Raw genomic sequence first — 18796 nt, forward strand, 5'->3', positions numbered from 1 at the left:
TTCGGCTGGGTATCAAGAACTTGCGGCAGGACGCAGGTCTGGCTTGTGTGGGAGCTGGCTTGCCTGCGATAGCGGTGCATCAGGCACTGATGTGCAAGCTGACACGCCGCCTTCGCGGGCAAGCCCGCTCCCACAGTTGATTGGTGTTGCTGGGCCGTCGCCGTTCGGCTGGGTATCAAGAACTTGCGGCAGGACGCAGGTCTGGCTTGTGTGGGAGCTGGCTTGCCTGCGATAGCGGTGTATCAGGCGCTGATGTGCAAGCTGACACGCCGCCTTCGCGGGCAAGCCCGCGCCCACATTGATCTGCTTCCACCTTTTGAGCGCGGTCAGACCTGCACTGGCAAGCGCTGGTCGATGAGTTTGTACAACGCACTGTCCGGCGCCCAGTTGCGCATAAACCGCGCGCGGTCCTTGGCGTAGGCCGGGGCGAAGCTGGCATTGCTGCTGTGTTGGCGCATTGCATCGAGGTCGATCAGCGACCAGCGCCCCTTATCCCAGAACAGGTTGTGCCCCTTGAAATCACCATGACTGATGCGCTCGCGGATCAGTTCGGCGAATAAATGATCCAGGGCCAGCAACTCACTTTCCGGGGCGTCACCGCGTTCAACATAGGGCGCAAAACGCTCGATGATGTCCGGGCCCGACAGGTGCTCGGTGATCAGGTAAGCGCGGCTGCGCAGCCAGAAAAAGCGCTTCTCCAGCACCGCCAGCGGTTTGGGCGTGGCGATGCCGAGGAACGCCAGGCGATTGCCTTCGCGCCAGGAGTGCCACGCGCGGCTCGGGCGCCAGAAGCGCTTGAGCCAATGGACGAAACCCTTGATGTTGTAGCGCTTGATCACCAGCGGGCGGCCCGCCACGTCGACCTTGGCCACGGTGGCCGCGCCTCCGGTCTTGAAGAGGTGACCCCTGTCGAGCAACGCGTCGGCCTGGTCCAGCACCGGCAGCATCGCGGCCTCTTCTTCGCGACGGATCGCGCGCAAGGCAAACGGCCCACGCAGCACGCTGAACAGGGTGCACTCGCGGCCGACCTTGTTGAGGAAATCCTTCAGGCGCCAGGCACTGACCTTGCGCACCTGTTTTTCCAGGGCTTGCAGCGGCAAGGCGTGCTCACCGTTGCTCAGCAGGTAATACACCAACAACTCTTCGGTGAACGGCTCGAGGTTTTTCGGCAACTGGGCGAAAAATACCCCGAGGTTTTCCAGCACGCGGTCACGCGACAGCGGCTTGCCCGCCTCTTGCACGCGAATCCCGGCGCCATCGATCAAATACAGTTTGCCGTCCTGGCGCAGCAGGTTGTCCAGGTGCAGATCTTCCTGCCACAGGCCCTTGGCGTGCATTTGCGCAATCGCGCCCAGGGCTTCGGCGAGGACGGCGGTTTGTTCGTCGGCCAACGGTGGCAGGTCTTCGACGGCCTGCCAGGCATCGGCCAGGCTTTCGGCGCCGTCGATGAACTCAAAGAGCAGCCAGCCGCCCTCACCTTCCTGCAAACCGTCGGCGAGCAACGCCGGCGTGGTAAGGCCTTGTGCGGCGAGCAGGCGCACGCCGTTGAGTTCGCGCTGAAAATGCCGCGCCGCCTTGCTGCCCACCAGCAACTTGGCCAGTACCGGACGCCCGCGCCAAACCGCCGCGCCCACATAGCGCTCGCCCGGCAACACGCGCAACAGGCTCAGCAGTTGCAGTTGGCCGGGGCCCGCCGCGTCGGCCAGCTCAAGGGTCAGCGGCAAGTCGGGGGTACGGCCGGCGGTTTTCAGCTCGGACAAACGCATCAACGGTTTTCCTTGTGGCTACGACGGGCATTCAGGCGCTGATACCAAGTGGCGACCAACGCGCTGTCCTCAGGCTGATCGAGGTACGCCGCCAACAGTTGGCGCACGTGGGCATCCGACCATTGCGGCGCGCGACGCAGCAACGGCTCCAGATCCTTGACCCGATCACGCCAGCCGAACAGCAGCGGGCGGGTCTTCTCCAGGTCGATCAGCTGCGCAGCGTAGCCGTCGCCGGTGGCCTGCAAAAAAATATGCTTGGGGTAAAAACAGCCGTGCACCTGGCCGACGCTGTGCAGATGCCGCGCCAATTGACCGCAGGCCCGCAGGATGGCGCCGTGCTGGGCGTCGCTCAGTTGCGGCCACTCGTCGAGCAGTGAATCCAGGTCATTCCAGCCGTCGAGGGCGCGGGTCAGCAGCATTGCACGATGCTCACCGGCGACCTTGCGCTCGCCGTAGAACGCCGCCTGCAATGCCGGGATACCGAGCTTGCGGTAACGGCTGATATTGCGGAATTCGCGGGAGAAACTCGGCTCGCCAAACGGCCGGTGCAGGCTGCGCGTCAGGTAGTTGCTCTGGCGCTTGAGGTAGTAGCCGTGGCCGTCGAGTTCCAGGCGAAACACGCTGCTCCAGCCACCACGGCTGGTGTTCGGCTCGTCCACCGCATCGAGTTGCTTGGCCCACAACGCATCAAACGTGGCGAGACCATGGCGCTCCAGCAGCGCACGGTCTTCAGCCGCCAGGAAGTCAGTCATTCGCGCCCCTCAAAAAACTTCACCACGTGACGAATCCGCTGCTTGTCCGATGCACTCAGGTGCCGGCGCTGGCGGTACTGCATGTAGAAACGCAGGCGCTGGGTGGCCGACAAGTGATACTTGGCGACCTTGTCCAGGCACGCCAGGTCCTTGGTGATGCGGTACTTGAGCCAGAACCCGCGCCAGAAGTCGCCGTTGGGGCAATCGATCAGGTACAGGGTCGACTGGTCGTCGATCAGCAGGTTGCGCCACTTCAAGTCGTTATGGGTGAAGCGGTGATCGTGCATGGTGCGCGTGTATTCGGCGAGCTGACGGCTCACCGCATCGACCCACTTCGGATCGTGCAGGCGTGCATCGTCGCGCTCGGCCAGCACCGACAAATCTTCGGTGCGCGGCAATTCGCGGGTGATCATCGCGCCACGGTCATAGGCCAGGCCGTTGCGTTCCAGGCCCCAGGCGACCACATCGGCGGTGGGAATGCCCCATTTGGCGAAACGCTTGAGGTTCTGCCATTCGGACTTGACCCGCGGCTTGCCGAGGTAGCGGCGCAGGCCCTTGCCGGCGCCGGTGTAGCGCTTGACGTAGTAATTGACCCCACCACGCTCCACGCGGATCACTTCCGACAGCGGGTCGTGGGTCAGTTGCTCGCCTTGCAGGGCGAAGACCGCTTCAAGGCTGCCAAAATCATGCGCCAGGCTGGCGTAGGCCGGCTCCAGGTTCCAACCCGCCATCAGATCGCATCTCCGTAGCGTTGTTTGCGTGCGTAGAGCTTGTCGGCCTTGCGTTGCATCAGGTTCAGCGACGCCGATTGCTCGGCGAGGACCTGGCGCAGCGGCTGGCGGAAATAGCCCTTGAGGAAGCGCAACTTGTCGCGTCGGGTCAGGCCGATGTCCAGCGCCGAGTAGTACAACGCGGACAGGTCCTTGTCGCGCCAGCGCAGCGGCAAATGCGCGCGCAATTGGGCGCGGTGCAGGTCGATCACCGACAGCTTGATGTTGTTGGCGTCGATCGGTTGCGAGGTGTCGAGCAGGAAGTGGCACAGGTAGCAGTCGCGATGGTTCACGCCGCCACGGTGCATATCGCCGACCATGCGCGCCAGCTCAAAGGTGAGCGCATGGCGCAACGCCGGTGCCGGCGGTTGCGCGACCCAGTCGAGGGTCAGGTCTTCGAGGCTGAGGGTCGGCGCCAGTTCTTCGGTGATGATGAACGAGTGCTGATCCGCTGGATTGTTGCCCTTCTCGCCGAACGCCACGCCGGTCATGGTCGGCACGCCGAGATCCTGCAGGCGGTGAATGGCCGCCCACTCAAGGCCCGCGCCGAGCACCGGCAGCTTGGCGGTGATCAGGTTCTTGAAGATCTCGCCCCAGCCGATGCCACGGTGGATCTTCACGAAATAAGGGCGGCCCTCAACCACGGTGCGCAATGTGCGCCGCGCCGCCAGTTCGCGGAATACTTCGCCTTGCAGTTTCTCGACTTCGGCAAAGGCGTCACGCCCGGCCCACAACGTCTTGAACGGTTCGGCAAGAATCAACTTCATCGTTTCGGCTCCGCCAGAATCACATCCGCAGCGTGCTGCGGCATGCTGTAGAGGTCGGCCGTCTCGGCGAAGGCCAACCCATTGCGGCCCCAGGCCGCGCGCTGTGCAGTGTCGCTGAGCATTTGCGTCAGGTAGCGGTTGAGCTGGGCTTGTTCGAATGGCTCATCCAGCACAAGGCCGCAATCGGCTTCGGCGATGTAATGGGCATAACCACATACCGCCGAGACCAGCACCGGCAGCCCGGCGACCAGGGCTTCGAGCAATACGGTGCCGGTGTTTTCGTTGTACGCCGGGTGGATCAACAGGTCGGCGCCCAGCAGGAAACGCGGGATGTCGCTACGGCCCTTGAGGAACTGCACGTTATCCCCCAGGCCCAGCGTCGCGCTTTGCAGCTGGAATACCTTGGGGTCGTCCTGGCCGATTACAAACAGGCGCGTGCGTTTTTTCAGCTCCGCTGGCAGCGCGGCCACGGCCTTGAGGCTGCGGTCGACGCCCTTGGTCTTGAAGCCCGAGCCGATCTGCACCAGCAGCAGGTCGTCATCAGCGAGGTTGAATTCCTTGCGGAAACCTTCGCGGATTTCGGCGGCATTCGGCGGTGCGCGACGGTCCTGGGCAATGCCTGGCGGCAGCAGGTGGAAGCGTTCCAGCGGGGTGTCGTAATACTTGATGAACAGCGGCTGCTGCACTTCGGAGATCATCAGAACCTGGGTCTTGGCGTCCTTGGCAAACACCGCGCGCTCGTACTCGGCGAAGTGCTTGTAGCGGCCAAAGTAGCGGTACAGCGAGTGCCGCAGGTTCTGCGCCTTATCTTCAAAGCAGCCGTCGGCGGCGTAGTACACGTCAAGGCCGGGCATTTTGTTGAACCCGATCAGACGGTCCACCGGGCGCTTGGCCAGGTCGGCAGCCATCCAGGCACTGAGTTTCTCGTTGCGTCGATGGTTGAAGAACGCCTTGACCGGCGCCACCAGCACTTCGAAGCCGGGCGGGATGTCGCCTTCCCAGATCAGTGTGTAGACACGGATCTGGTGGCCGCGCTGCTGGCACTCCAGGGCGATGCGCATGAAGTCGCGCTGCAAGCCGCCGAAGGGGAAGTATTTGTACAAAACGAAAGCCAGTTGCATCAGTGCAGCTCCTCAGCCAATAACAACGTGCTCAGTCGGCTGGCCACACGCTCAGGGTTCAGGCGCGTGAAACACAGGGGCGACTCGCGCTTGAGGTCGAACCGACGCTGGTCGTCGGCCGTCGGTTGATAGGTACATTGTTTTTGCAGGCACGGCGCGCACGGGAAGTCGCTGCCCAGGTGAATCTGGCCCTTGCCGTAGGCGCCGGTGAGGCCGGGGTTGGTCGGGCCGAACAGGGAGATGGTCGGCACATCCAGCGCGGCGGCCAGGTGGCCGAGGCCGGTGTCCACCGCCACACAGGCGCGGGCGCCGGCCAATACGCGGGCGATGCCGGCCAGGTTCAGCCTGGGCAGCACTTCGGCGTTTGGCAGGCCTTGGGCCAGGCGCTCGGCGCGGGCTTTTTCGGCGGCGTTGCCCCACGGCAACTTCACGTCCACACCCAGGCGGCCCATGCGCTCGGCGAGTTCGCGCCAGTAGACTTCGGGCCAGTGCTTGGTGTCCCAGGTGGTGCCGTGCAGCAGCAGGACGAAAGGCTTTTTCGGCGGCAAACCGAGCAGCTTGTCGACGCTCAGACCATAGTCGCCCAAGCCTTTGGGCAGGTCATAACCGAGGGCCACGGCAAACAGCTGGCGCAAGCGCTCCACCGCGTGCTGCCCACGGGCGACGGCCAGGCGGCGCGAGTAGAAGCGTGCGGCGATGGGCTCACGGGCGGAGTTTTTGTCGAAACCGGCAATCGGCGCACGCACGTAGCGGGTCAGCCAGGCACTTTTGAACAGGCCTTGGGCGTCGATCACCAAGTCGTATCTGGTCGACTGGACTTGCTGCTTGAAGCGCCGCCACTCGCCGCTCTTGATGGTCTGCCAGAGGTTCTTGCGCCAGCGGCGGATCGCCACCGGGATCACCTTGTCGACGGCCGGGTGCCAGGTCGGAATCTCGGCGAAGCCTTCTTCCACGACCCAGTCGAACCGGATGCCGGGAATCGCCCGCGCGGCGTCGGTGAGTGCCGGCAGCGCATGGATCACGTCGCCCAGGGATGAGGTCTTGATTACCAGTACGCGCAAACTATCGGACCTCGACCGCAGAGTCCTGCAACCGCTGCAAGGCTTCGTTCACCGGCTGCGGCAACAACTGGCGCATGCAGTTGTAGTGGCCGAAGCGGCAAGTGCGATCAAAACACGGGCTGCACTCCAGGCCCAGGCGCACCACTTCGACCTTGTCGGCCAGCGGCGGGGTGAAGCCAGGGGACGTGGAGCCGTACACCGCCACCAGAGGGCGGTTCAGCGCGGCGGCGACGTGCATCAGGCCGGAGTCGTTGGACACCACCGAATCGGCGCAGGACAGCAGGTCGATAGCCTCGGCGAGGGACGTGTCGCCACTCAGGTTGACCGCTTCTTCACGCAGGCCAGGGATCAGGCGCTGGCGAATATCCTCGCCGACCGGATGGTCCTTCTTCGAACCAAACAGCCACACCTGCCAGCCTTCGCGGATTTTCATCTCGGCAACCTTGGCGTAATGCTCCGACGGCCAGCGCTTGGACTCGCCAAACTCAGCCCCCGGGCACAGCGCCAACACCGGACGGTCCAGGCTCAGGCCGAACTTGGCCAGGGCCGCATCGCGGCTCACCGGGTCGATCTGCAAGCTGGGGCGCGGATACGGCTTGGGCAGCTCGGCACCCGGTTCGTAGGCCAGGGCCATGAAGCGTTCGATCATCAGCGGGTAGCGTGCCTTGTCGAGCGTGCGCACGTCGTTGAGCAACACATAGCGGAACTCGCCGCGCCAGCCGGTGCGCTTGGGAATACCGGCAAAAAACGGCACCAACGCGGACTTCAGCGAGTTGGGCAGCAGGATCGCCTGGTCGTACGCGCCGGCCAGGGATTTGCCGATGCGACGACGGGTCGCAAGCTCCAGGGCCCCGTGACCGAGCGGGAAGCTCAAGGCCTGGCGGACTTCGGGCATGCGTTCAAGGATCGGTCGGCTCCACTCGGGGGCGAGCACGTCGATCTGGCAGTCGGGATGACGTTGTTTCAGGCACTGGAACAGTGTCTGCGCCATCACCATGTCACCGACCCAACTGGGCCCAACGATCAAAATATTCATGTAGTTTCCACAAACGATGCGGGGAGGCTTATGCCTCCCCGCCCTAATAGTGTTTCAGCTCAAGCCCAGCTCCTGCCAGATTCGCATCACCTGGCGCCGTTCGTCGGCAAACTGCTCGCCGGTCACCGTCCCCGCCTCGTTTTGCAACGCCTGGCGGTGCGCGGCGGAACGGTAGGCCTTATACACCTCGCGCAGCAGATGGGCATCGGCGGCGGGCATCAACCCCACCTGCTCCAGACCTTCCAGAATGCGGATATTGTCGGTGTAGCGCAGCAACGATGGATGTTGCGCAGACCACGCTAAAGCCGCGTATTGCACCATAAATTCAATATCGACGATACCTCCGGCGTCCTGCTTGAGGTCGAACGCCACCGTGGCGTCGAAGGCATTGGCGCCGGTACCGGCCGCCGTGCCCTTGGTGCCCAGGTTGTCACGCATCTTGGCGCGCATCTCGCTGACCTCCTGGCGCAGCGTCGCCAGGTCGCGCTCACGCCCCAGCACCTTGGCCCGTACCTGCTCGAACGCATGGCCGACATCCTGGCTACCCACCAGCACCCGCGCGCGAATCAGAGCCTGATGTTCCCAGGTCCAGGCTTCGTTTTCCTGATAGCGCTCGAACGCGCCCAACGAACTGACCAGCAGCCCGGAGGCGCCGGACGGACGCAGGCGCATATCGACTTCGTACAACTGGCCGGAGTTGGTCTGGGTGGTCAGCAAGTGAATGATGCGCTGGCCCAGGCGCGTGAAGAACTGCGCACCGTCAATCGGCTTGGCGCCATCGGTTTCGGCCTGGGGGTCACCGTCGTGGATAAACACCAGGTCCAGATCCGAACCATGCCCCAGTTCGATGCCGCCGACTTTCCCATAACCGACAATGATGAACCCAGGATCGCACAGGGTGCCGTCCACCCGCTGCGGCGAGCCGTGGCGCGCCACGGTCTGGCGCCAGGCCAGGGCCAGTACTTGTTCGAGGATGGCCTCGGCGAGCCAGGTCAGGTAGTCGCTGACCTTCATCAACGGCAGGCTGCCGGCGATTTCCGAGGCCGCAACGCGCAGGCGGTGGGCCAGTTTGAAGTGGCGCAGGGCTTCCATTTGTTGCTCGAGGTCGTCCTCGGGGATGCGCGTGAGGCGCTCGCGCAGTTCGGCCGCCAACTCAGGGGCCAACGGCGGCTTGAACAGACGGCCTTCGTTGAGCAATTCGTCGAGCAGCAACGGGAAGCGCGTGATCTGCTCGGCGATCCACGGGCTGGCGGCGCACAGGGTCAGCAGGCGGCGCAGGGCGTCGGGGTTTTCCGTGAGCAGCACCAGGTAGGCGGAACGACGGGCCACGGCTTCCACCAGCGGCAATACGCGCTCCAGCACCAGGTCCGGGTTGGCATGCTCGACGGCCTGAGCCAGCAGGCGCGGGATAAACGCATCCAGGCGCTCGCGACCGAGGCGCTGCATCGCCCGCAATTGCGGGCTGCTGCGCAGGCCGGCCAAGGCCTTGAGGGCCTTGGGCGCGTCACTGAAACCGCCTTCGGCCAACTGACGGCAAGCGGCCTCTTCATCCTGGGACTCTTCCCACAGCGGCAACCACTCGCCGCCCACGACCAACTCGCTTTCTTCGCCCTCTTCTTCATCCGGGTCGGCGATCACCTGACGGAAGTGCCAGTCCACTCGACCGCGCCAATACATCAAGCGCTCATGGAAGGCCGCCCAATCATCAAAGCCCAGAATGAAGGCAATACGCGCCTGATCTTCCTCGGTGTCCGGGAGCATTTGCGTCTGGCGGTCGGCAATCGCCTGGATCGCGTGTTCGGTGTAACGCAGGAATTCGTAGCCATCGCGCAACTCGGCGATCACCGCCAGCGGCAGGTAGCCCTGGCCTTCAAGGGTGCCAAGGACCTTGAGCAGCGGCCGTTGTTGCAGGCTGAGGTCGCGGCCGCCGTGGATCAGCTGAAAGGCCTGGGCGATGAACTCCACCTCGCGGATGCCGCCCGCGCCCAGCTTGATATTGTCGGCCATGCCCTTGCGCCGCACTTCCTGCTGGATCAGCTGCTTCATGGTGCGCAGCGCTTCGATGGCGGAGAAGTCCAGGTAACGGCGATAGACGAACGGTCGCAGCATGTCGAGCAACTGCGCACCGGCCACCTGGTCGCCCGCGACTACCCGCGCCTTGATCATGGCGTAGCGCTCCCAGTCGCGCCCCTGGTCCTGGTAATACTGCTCCAGCGCGTTGAAGCTGAGCACCAGCGAGCCCGACGAGCCATAAGGACGCAGGCGCATGTCGACGCGGAACACAAAACCGTCGACGGTCATCGGATCGAGGGCCTTGATCAGTTTTTGACCAAGGCGAATAAAGAACTCCTGATTATCCAGCGCCCGCTTCACACCCACCGTTTCGCCGCCTTCGGGGTACGCGAAGATCAGGTCGATGTCCGATGACAGGTTCAGCTCCACCGCACCGAGCTTGCCCATGCCGAGGATGACCATGTGCTGCGGCTCACCGCTGCGCCGGCCGGTGGGGGTACCGAATTGTGCGCTGTGGCGCTGGTACAACCATTGGTACGCCTGGTCGATGCTGGCGTCGGCCATGTCGGAGAGGTCGCGACAGGTTTGTACCAGGTCCGCCTGGCGGGTCAGGTCGCGCCAGATGATGCGCACTTGATGACGGGTACGCTGGCGGCGCAGGACGCGGCCCAGCTCATCTTCTGTTTCAGCCTGTTGCACAGCGCCAGCAATCTGCCCACACAGCTCGCCGGGGGCGAAACCGCGGTCCAGCTCGCCCCAGGCCACCAGCTCCAGCAACATCAAAGGGTCACGAACGCTCTGTTCAATCACGAAATCACTGGCGGCGCACACACGGGCAAAGTCGGCCCAGCGTTGCGGCGACCACGCAGAAAGGCCATGATCGTCGCCCAGCGCGGCCACTGCGTCACGAAATGACTGCTCGGCCCGGCTGGCGTAAGGCAGGAGGATGGCCGGCAGGTTGGCCAGCGTTGGAAGGCTCATGGTCTATCCTTGATCGGCGCGTAATTGACTGATTGCGGTGCCGACAAGAACCCCACGCGGCGACGAACTGTCGAACAAAGGTTATAAATAGCTGAAAATTCATATTTTTTGGCAGGCAACATTAAACTTCTACCTTTTCTTGTCTGCAAAAGATCAACATTAACGATTATGCTCACCAGCCAGACCGAGCAATCCGCTCTGTCTTGTGTAGTTTTACTACTCGTATATACATTCGAAAGGCTGAAATGGCCGACGATTTGTAGTAAAACTACAGGACGCCGAAGCAACCTTCGGCCATCCAAGAATTTATGTCGTCTGCCCACAAGGCCAGTCGCAAACTTCAGGCAACCGATTCTGGTAGCCTTTCCGCCCTGGAGCAAGCCATGCAAGACCTCGATCCCGTCGAAACCCAGGAATGGCTGGACGCCCTGGAATCGGTTCTCGACAAAGAAGGCGAAGACCGTGCTCACTACCTGATGACCCGTATGGGCGAACTCGCAACCCGCAGCGGTTCGCAATTGCCTTACGCCATCACCACGCCATACCGCAATACCATCCCCGTTACCCACGAAGCACGCATGCCTGGCGACCTGTTCATGGAACGCCGCATTCGCTCGCTGGTACGTTGGAACGCCATGGCGATGGTAATGCGCACGAATCTGAAAGATTCGGACCTGGGCGGTCACATTTCCAGCTTCGCTTCCAGCGCAACCCTGTATGACATCGGCTTCAACTACTTCTTCCAGGCCCCGACCGACGAACACGGCGGCGACCTGATCTACTTCCAGGGCCACACCTCGCCAGGCGTCTATGCCCGCGCGTTCATGGAAGGTCGCATCAGCGAAGAACAAATGAACAACTTCCGCCAGGAAGTGGACGGTCAGGGCCTGTCGTCCTACCCGCACCCTTGGCTGATGCCTGATTTCTGGCAGTTCCCGACCGTTTCCATGGGTCTGGGTCCGATCCAGGCGATCTACCAGGCACGTTTCATGAAGTACCTGGAAGCCCGTGGCTTCATCCCTGAAGGCAAGCAGAAAGTCTGGTGCTTCCTGGGCGACGGCGAGTGTGACGAGCCGGAATCCCTGGGCGCCATCTCCCTGGCTGGCCGCGAGAAGCTCGACAACCTGATCTTCGTCATCAACTGCAACCTGCAGCGCCTCGACGGCCCGGTTCGCGGCAACGGCAAGATCATCCAGGAACTCGAAGGCGTGTTCCGCGGTGCTCAGTGGAACGTGACCAAAGTCATCTGGGGCCGTTTCTGGGACCCACTGCTGGCCAAAGACGTCGACGGCATCCTGCAACGTCGCATGGACGAAGTCATCGACGGCGAGTACCAGAACTACAAAGCCAAAGACGGCGCGTTCGTACGTGAACACTTCTTCAACACGCCTGAACTGAAGGCGATGGTTGCAGACCTGTCCGACGACGAGATCTGGAAACTCAACCGTGGCGGCCACGACCCGTACAAGGTCTACGCGGCGTACCACGAAGCGGTGAACCACAAGGAACAACCGACCGTCATCCTGGCCAAGACCATCAAGGGTTATGGCACCGGTGCCGGCGAAGCGAAGAACACCGCGCACAACACCAAGAAAGTCGACGTCGACAGCCTGAAGTTGTTCCGTGACCGCTTCGACATCCCGGTCAAGGACGAAGAGCTGGAAAACCTGCCGTTCTTCAAGCCAGAGCCAAACAGCGCCGAAGCCCGCTACCTCAGCGAGCGTCGTACTGCACTGGGCGGTTTCGTGCCACAGCGCCGTGCCCAGAGTTTCAGCGTACCGACACCGGACCTCAGCACCCTCAAGGCAATCCTTGACGGTTCGGGCGACCGTGAAATCTCCACCACCATGGCCTTCGTGCGTATCCTGGCGCAGCTGGTCAAGGACAAGGAAATCGGCCCGCGCATCGTCCCGATCATCCCGGACGAAGCCCGTACCTTCGGTATGGAAGGCATGTTCCGTCAGTTGGGCATCTACTCCTCCGTCGGCCAGCTCTACGAGCCAGTCGATAAAGACCAGGTGATGTTCTACAAGGAAGACAAGAAGGGCCAGATCCTCGAAGAAGGCATCAACGAAGCGGGCGCCATGAGCTCCTTCATCGCTGCCGGTACTTCGTACTCCAGCCACAACCAGCCAATGCTGCCGTTCTACATCTTCTACTCGATGTTCGGTTTCCAGCGTATTGGCGACCTGGCTTGGGCAGCCGGCGACAGCCGTACCCGTGGCTTCCTGATCGGCGGTACTGCCGGCCGGACCACGCTGAACGGCGAAGGCCTGCAACACGAAGACGGTCACAGCCACATCCTGGCTGCCACCATCCCGAACTGCCGCACCTTTGATCCAACCTACGGCTACGAGCTGGCGGTGATCATCCAGGACGGCATGAAGAAGATGACCGAAGAGCAGCAGGACGTTTTCTACTACATCACCGTGATGAACGAATCCTACCAGCAGCCAGCCATGCCGGCCGGTGTCGAGGAAGGCATCATCAAGGGCATGTACCTGCTCGAAGAAGACACCAAGGAAGCAGCGCACCACGTACAGCTGATGGGCTCCGGCACCATCCTGCGCGAAGTGCGTGAGGCGGCGAAGATCCTGCGTGAAGAGTTCAATGTCGGCGCTGACGTGTGGAGCGTTACCAGCTTCAACGAACTGCGTCGCGACGGCCTGGCCGTAGAGCGCAGCAACCGCCTCAAACCTGGTCAGAAACCTGCGAAGAGCTACGTCGAAGAGTGCCTGGCCGGCCGCAAGGGTCCAGTCATTGCCTCTACCGACTACATGAAGCTGTTCGCTGAACAAATTCGCCAGTGGGTCCCGTCCAAGGAATTCAAAGTCCTGGGCACCGACGGTTTCGGCCGCAGTGACAGCCGCAAGAAGCTGCGTCACTTCTTCGAAGTCGACCGTCACTTCGTGGTGTTGGCAGCCCTGGAAGCCTTGGCTGACCGCGGTGAGATCGAACCCAAGGTGGTAGCAGACGCTATCGTCAAGTTCGGTATCAACCCGGACAAACGCAACCCACTGGACTGCTGAGGAGACTTTTTGTGAGCGAACTCATTCGCGTACCTGACATCGGCAGCGGTGAAGGTGAAGTAATCGAGCTGTTTGTGAAGGTCGGCGACACCGTCGAAGCCGACCAGAGCATCCTGACCCTGGAATCGGACAAGGCGAGCATGGAAATCCCTGCTCCCAAGGCCGGCGTGGTCAAGAGCCTGAAAGTGAAGCTGGGCGACCGCCTGAAAGAAGGCGACGAACTGCTGGAGCTGGAAATCGAAGGTGCCGCTGATGCGGCCCCTGCTCCAGCGGCTGCTCCGGCTGCCGCTGCTGCACCGGCGCCTGCCGAGAAGCCAGCCGAGGCCCCTGCGGCCCCGGCTGCTGCTCCGGCCGCTGCTTCGGTCCAGGACATCCACGTGCCGGACATCGGTTCGTCGGGCAAGGCCAAGATCATCGAGCTGCTGGTCAAGGTCGGCGATACCGTCGAAGCCGACCAGTCGCTGATCACCCTGGAGTCCGACAAGGCCTCCATGGAAATCCCCTCGCCGGCTGCCGGTGTGGTGGAAAGCATCGCGGTCAAGCTGGAAGACGAAGTCGGCACTGGCGACTTCATCCTCAAGCTCAAAGTACAAGGCGCTGCGCCTGCTGCTGCCCCTGCCCCGGCTGCTCCAGCGGCCAAGGCTGAAGCGGCTCCGGCTGCTGCCGCGCCTGCACCTGCTGCAAAAGCCGAGGCCGCTCCAGCCCCTGTGGCTGCCGCACCTGCGCCAAGCGGTGCCAAGGTTCACGCCGGCCCTGCCGTGCGTCAGCTGGCCCGTGAGTTCGGCGTCGAGCTGAGCGCCGTCGCGGCTACCGGCCCTCACGGCCGTGTGCTGAAGGAAGACGTGCAGGCTTACGTCAAGGCCATGATGCAGAAAGCCAAGGAAGCTCCGGCTGCCGGCGGCGCTACTGGCGGTTCGGGCATTCCGCCGATCCGCACCGTGGACTTCAGCCGCTTCGGCGAAATCGAAGAAGTGCCGATGACCCGCCTGATGCAAATCGGCGCGGCCGGCCTGCACGCCAGCTACCTGAACATCCCGCACGTGACCCAGTTCGACCAGGCCGACATCACCGACCTGGAAGCTTTCCGCGTTGCGCAGAAAGCCGTGGCCGAGAAGGCTGGCGTGAAACTGACCGTGCTGCCACTGCTGCTCAAGGCCTGCGCGCACCTGCTCAAGGAGCTGCCGGACTTCAACGCCTCGCTGGCACCAAGCGGCAAGGCGATCATCCGCAAGAAGTATGTGCACATCGGCTTTGCCGTCGACACCCCGGATGGCCTGCTGGTACCGGTCATCAAGAACGTCGACCAGAAGAGCCTGCTGCAACTCGCTGCCGAAGCGGCTGCGCTGGCCGCCAAGGCCCGCGACAAGAAGCTCACTCCGGACGACATGCAGGGCGCGTGCTTCACCATCTCCAGCCTCGGTCACATTGGCGGCACTGGCTTCACGCCAATCGTCAACGCGCCGGAAGTGGCGATCCTGGGTGTGTCCAAGGCCACTATCCAGCCTGTGTGGGACGGCAAAGCGTTCCAGCCGAAGCTGATGCTGCCGCTGTCGTTGTCCTACGATCACCGTGTGATCAACGGCGCCGCTGCTGCACGCTTCACGCAGCGCCTGGGGCAACTGCTCGGCGACATCCGCACCATCCTGCTGTAAATCTCCACAGGCCTCCCTTTCACCGGGGAGGCCTGGTTGCATCGATTTCCGAGCGCCACGCTCGTACCTCAACCCCGCCACTTGGCGGGGCTTTTTTTGCCCGCTTTTCAGGTGAAAGTTGGACAGACAAAACAGGTTTGTACACCTTCCGTCAGTACCATTTCAGAAATCCCCCGCGCGGCCGATAACACCCATATAGCACTTAGCCTTCATCCTCTCTTGTCAGTGCGTGCTGCATGATGCAACCTTGCTTGCAGGCGACAGAAAAGAGGGCGTGAGCCCGGCGCCGTGCGCATTTTCCCAAGCGAGTTTCCCCCATGAAAAGCCAACCCGATGTCGCCCGTATGGCGGCCGAGGTAGTGACGCAGTTACCGGTGCCTTCGCGCCTCGGTATGCTGCGTTTCGAGCGGCTGAATGAGGCAAGCTGGGCCCTGCTGTACCTCGACCCCAATTGCGAACGCCAGTTCGGCCTGCCGGCCGTTGAGCTGTGCGCCCTGCTCGGCACCCCCTACGCCAGCCTGATGGAGCCGCAAGCGCGCTATCAGCTGCATGACGCGATCCAGCAACAACTCAGCCACAGCCCCCACTACCTGGTGCGCTACACCCTGCACACCAGCGACGGTCCACTGAGCCTGCTGGAGATGGGTGAAGCCTACAAACAACACAATCGCCACCTGCTGCGCGGCTACCTGATGGTGGTCGACGGCCTGTTCAACGAAATCCCGACGACAGTCCCGACGGCCGACCTGGAAAGCCAGAACAGCCGCCTGCAAATCGCCCTGGAGCTCAACCAGCGCGCGCAACAGGAACAGTTGCAACATCTGGAGCGCGTACGCGCCCAGCAGGAGCTGATCCTGCTGCTGGCCCGCCAGCGCTACACCGCCAACAATTCGTTGCAGGAAGCCGCCGAGCTGATCACCCGCAGCGCCTGCGAGATCTATCAAGTCGACAGTGCGCGCATCTGGCACCTCGAAGACCAGCGCCTGGTGCCGATTGCCGCCTACCTGCGTGCCGAGCAGCAGCACTATCTGCCCGAGCCCATCGATGCCAGCGGTTTTCCGGATTATCTGGAAGCCCTGCACAGCAGCCGCGCCATCGACGCCACCAACGCCCTGCGCGACCCGCGCACCCGCGAGCTGGCCGAAGAACTGCGCGCCAAGGACATCCAGGCCCTGCTCGACGCCAGCATTCGTGTGGATGGCCAGGTGGTCGGCGTGCTCTGCCTGGAGCAAGGTCGCAACACGCGTATCTGGCAGGCCGACGAAATCGCCTTTGCCGGTGAGCTGGCGGACCAGTTCGCCCAGGTCATCAACAACCACAACCGGCGCACCGCCACCAGCGCCCTGCACCTGTTCCAGCGTGCGGTCGAGCAAAGCGCCAACGCCTTTCTGCTGGTCAATTGCGACGGCGTGGTCGAATACGTCAACCCGAGCTTTACCGCGATTACCCAGTACAGCGCCGAAGAAGTCCATGGTCACCGCCTGGCACAACTGCCGGCGCTGGAGAACCTCAGCGAGTTGCTGTTCGACGCCCCCTCCAGCCTGGCCAAGAGCAACAGCTGGCAGGGCGAATTCAAGAGCCGGCGTAAAAACCTCGAACCCTACTGGGGCCAGTTGTCGATTTCCAAGGTGTACGGCGACAACCGCGAGCTGACGCACTACATCGGCATCTACGAAGACATCACCCAGAGCAAGCTGGCCCAGCAGCGCATCGAGCGCCTGGCCTACACCGACAATCTGACAAACCTGGGCAACCGCCCGGCGTTTATCCGCAATCTCGACGAACGGTTTGCCCGCGACAGCGACAGCCCGATCAGCCTGCTGCTGGTGGACATCGACAACTTCAAGCGGATCAACGACAGCCTCGGCCACCAGACCGGCGACAAACTGCTGATCAGCCTGGCCCGGCGCCTGCGCAACAGCCTCAGCGCCAGCGGCAGCCTGGCGCGGTTTGCCAGTAACGAATTCGCGGTACTGCTCGACGACACCGACCTGGAAACCGGCCAACAAGTCGCCGGCCAGCTGTTGGCGACCCTCGACAAACCGATGTTCGTCGACAACCAACTGATCAGCGTCACCGGCTCCGTGGGCCTGGCCTGCGCACCGCTGCATGGTCGCGACCCGCAGACCCTGATGCGCAACGCCGGCCTGGCTCTGCACAAGGCCAAGGCCAATGGCAAACATCAGGTGCAGGTATTCACCGAAGCGCTGAACGCCGAAGCCAGCTACAAGCTGTTCGTGGAAAACAACCTGCGCCGCGCCCTGACCCAGAACGAGCTGGACGTGTTCTACCAGCCCAAGCTGTGCCTGCGCAGCGGGCGTTTGCTGGGCATGGAAGCGCTGCTGCGCTGGAACCACCCGGAAAAGGGCATGATCCGCCCCGATCAGTTCATCAGCGTGGCGGAAGAGACCGGGTTGATCATCCCCATCGGCAAATGGATCGCGCGCCAGGCCTGCCGCATGAGCAAGCAACTGAGCGCCGCTGGCATGGGCAACTTGCAGGTCGCCATCAACCTGTCGCCCAAACAGTTCTCCGACCCGGACCTGGTGGCCTCGATTGCCACCATCCTCAAAGAAGAACAGTTGCCGGCCAACCTGCTGGAGCTGGAGCTGACCGAAGGCCTGCTGCTGGAAGCCACCGAGGACACGCGCCTGCAACTGGACCAGCTGAAAAGCTTCGGCCTGACCCTGGCCATGGACGATTTCGGCACCGGTTACTCGTCGCTGAGCTACTTGAAAAAATTCCCGATCGACATCATCAAGATCGATCGCAGCTTCATCCACGAAATCCCGGACAACCAGGACGACATGGAAATCACCTCGGCGGTGATCGCCATGGCCCACAACCTCAAGCTCAAGGTCGTGGCCGAAGGCATCGAAACCGCCGAACAGCTGGCGTTCCTGCGCCGGCATCGCTGTGACGTCGGCCAGGGCTACCTGTTCGACCGGCCAATCCCCGGCGCAGAGCTGTTTGCTATGCTCAAGCGCTACCCACGCGGACCTGTCGCCTGACAGCGTGGTAACACTCGGGCACACTGGCTGTCTGACTCTTTACCGCTAACCCAACCTGACGAGAGGACTGATCATGGTCTTGCGCTCGGAAATTCTGGTGAATAAAAACGTGCTTCCTACTGCAGAACAAGCTTTGCCTGGCCGCGAAACCCCGATGGCGCTGCCCGAAACCCACTTCGTCAACGGCAACCCGTTGCTCGGCCCTTTCCTGGATGACGTCGGTTTCGCGATCTTCGGCCTGGGATGCTTCTGGGGCGCCGAGCGTAAATTCTGGCAGCGCGACGGCGTAGTCAGCACGGTGGTCGGCTACGCCGGCGGCTTCACGCCGAACCCGACCTACGAAGAAGTCTGCTCGGGCCTGACCGGCCACAGCGAAGTGGTGCTGGTGGTGTACGACCAGGCCAAGGTGAAATACGAAGACTTGCTGAAGATGTTCTGGGAACTGCACAACCCGACTCAGGGCATGCGCCAGGGCAATGACATTGGCAGCCAATACCGCTCGGTGATCTATGCGACCACGCCGGAGCAATTGGCGGCGGCGCAAGCCAGTGCGCAGGCGTATCAGCAAGAGCTGAACAAGGCCGGGCTGGGGGAGATCACCACCGAGATCGACGAAGCGCCGACGGTGTACTTCGCCGAGGCGTATCACCAGCAGTACCTGGCAAAGAATCCGCAGGGCTATTGCGGGATTGGCGGCACAGGCGTGACCTGCCCGATCTAAGGCTTACACAGTTCAAATGTGGGAGCGGGCTTGCTCGCGAAAGCGGTGGATCAGTCAACTGACTCTGTGACTGACACTCCGTATTCGCGAGCAAGCCCGCTCCCACACAAGCCCGC

12 protein-coding genes are annotated in these 18796 nt (G+C 62.6%); 4 read left to right on the plus strand and 8 right to left on the minus strand.

Translation table 11 applies throughout. From position 1 onward, the window contains the following. Positions 1-326: 326 nt before the first annotated feature. Genes OPU96_RS20660 through glnE form a run of 8 tightly spaced genes read right to left on the minus strand, consistent with a single transcriptional unit; the run spans position 327 to position 10267 of the window. Positions 327-1766, minus strand: coding sequence for a lipopolysaccharide kinase InaA family protein (locus OPU96_RS20660; protein WP_498559595.1), 1440 nt, complete (start codon positions 1764-1766; stop codon positions 327-329). Beyond that, positions 1766-2518 carry a lipopolysaccharide kinase InaA family protein gene (locus OPU96_RS20665; protein WP_192298289.1) on the minus strand — a complete coding sequence of 251 codons (753 nt, stop codon included), beginning with the start codon at positions 2516-2518 and terminating at the stop codon, positions 1766-1768. Before OPU96_RS20665 ends, OPU96_RS20660 begins: the two co-directional genes overlap by 1 nt. Then, a complete protein-coding gene (locus OPU96_RS20670) occupies positions 2515-3249 on the minus strand; it encodes a lipopolysaccharide kinase InaA family protein (protein ID WP_192298290.1) in 735 nt (244 codons plus the stop codon). The genes OPU96_RS20665 and OPU96_RS20670 overlap by 4 nt, the downstream gene beginning before the upstream one ends. Beyond that, on the minus strand, positions 3249-4055 hold the full coding sequence (rfaP, locus tag OPU96_RS20675) for a lipopolysaccharide core heptose(I) kinase RfaP (protein WP_192298291.1): 807 nt from the start codon (positions 4053-4055) through the stop codon (positions 3249-3251). The genes OPU96_RS20670 and rfaP overlap by 1 nt, the downstream gene beginning before the upstream one ends. Next, a complete protein-coding gene (locus tag OPU96_RS20680; RefSeq protein ID WP_226455576.1) occupies positions 4052-5176 on the minus strand; it encodes a glycosyltransferase family 4 protein in 1125 nt (374 codons plus the stop codon). The genes rfaP and OPU96_RS20680 overlap by 4 nt, the downstream gene beginning before the upstream one ends. Further along, on the minus strand, positions 5176-6237 hold the full coding sequence (waaC, locus tag OPU96_RS20685) for a lipopolysaccharide heptosyltransferase I (protein ID WP_498559596.1): 1062 nt from the start codon (positions 6235-6237) through the stop codon (positions 5176-5178). The genes OPU96_RS20680 and waaC overlap by 1 nt, the downstream gene beginning before the upstream one ends. 1 nt (position 6238) lies before the next feature. After that, positions 6239-7273 carry a lipopolysaccharide heptosyltransferase II gene (gene waaF / locus OPU96_RS20690; RefSeq protein WP_226455575.1) on the minus strand — a complete coding sequence of 345 codons (1035 nt, stop codon included), beginning with the start codon at positions 7271-7273 and terminating at the stop codon, positions 6239-6241. A gap of 54 nt (positions 7274-7327) precedes the next feature. After that, entirely contained in the window at positions 7328-10267 is a 2940-nt protein-coding gene (gene glnE / locus OPU96_RS20695) for a bifunctional [glutamate--ammonia ligase]-adenylyl-L-tyrosine phosphorylase/[glutamate--ammonia-ligase] adenylyltransferase (protein ID WP_498559597.1), read from the minus strand. Between the two features lie 383 nt (positions 10268-10650). On the opposite strand from glnE, the gene aceE reads away from it, so the two are divergent. The 4 genes from aceE to msrA all read left to right on the plus strand — a co-directional run bounded on the left by aceE (position 10651) and on the right by msrA (position 18680). Further along, positions 10651-13296: a pyruvate dehydrogenase (acetyl-transferring), homodimeric type gene (gene aceE, locus OPU96_RS20700; RefSeq protein WP_226455573.1), complete on the plus strand. Its 2646-nt coding sequence runs from the start codon at positions 10651-10653 to the stop codon at positions 13294-13296. Positions 13297-13307: 11 nt separating this feature from the next. Then, complete coding sequence (gene aceF, locus OPU96_RS20705) at positions 13308-14948, plus strand: dihydrolipoyllysine-residue acetyltransferase (RefSeq protein WP_226455572.1); 1641 nt, start codon at positions 13308-13310, stop codon at positions 14946-14948. A 317-nt stretch (positions 14949-15265) separates the two neighbouring features. Beyond that, positions 15266-17959, plus strand: coding sequence for a putative bifunctional diguanylate cyclase/phosphodiesterase (locus OPU96_RS20710; protein ID WP_226455571.1), 2694 nt, complete (start codon positions 15266-15268; stop codon positions 17957-17959). Positions 17960-18032: 73 nt separating this feature from the next. Then, on the plus strand, positions 18033-18680 hold the full coding sequence (gene msrA, locus OPU96_RS20715; protein ID WP_498559598.1) for a peptide-methionine (S)-S-oxide reductase MsrA: 648 nt from the start codon (positions 18033-18035) through the stop codon (positions 18678-18680). The last annotated feature ends 116 nt before the right edge of the window (positions 18681-18796 follow it).

Source organism: Pseudomonas sp. RP-B7 (assembly GCF_059803535.1).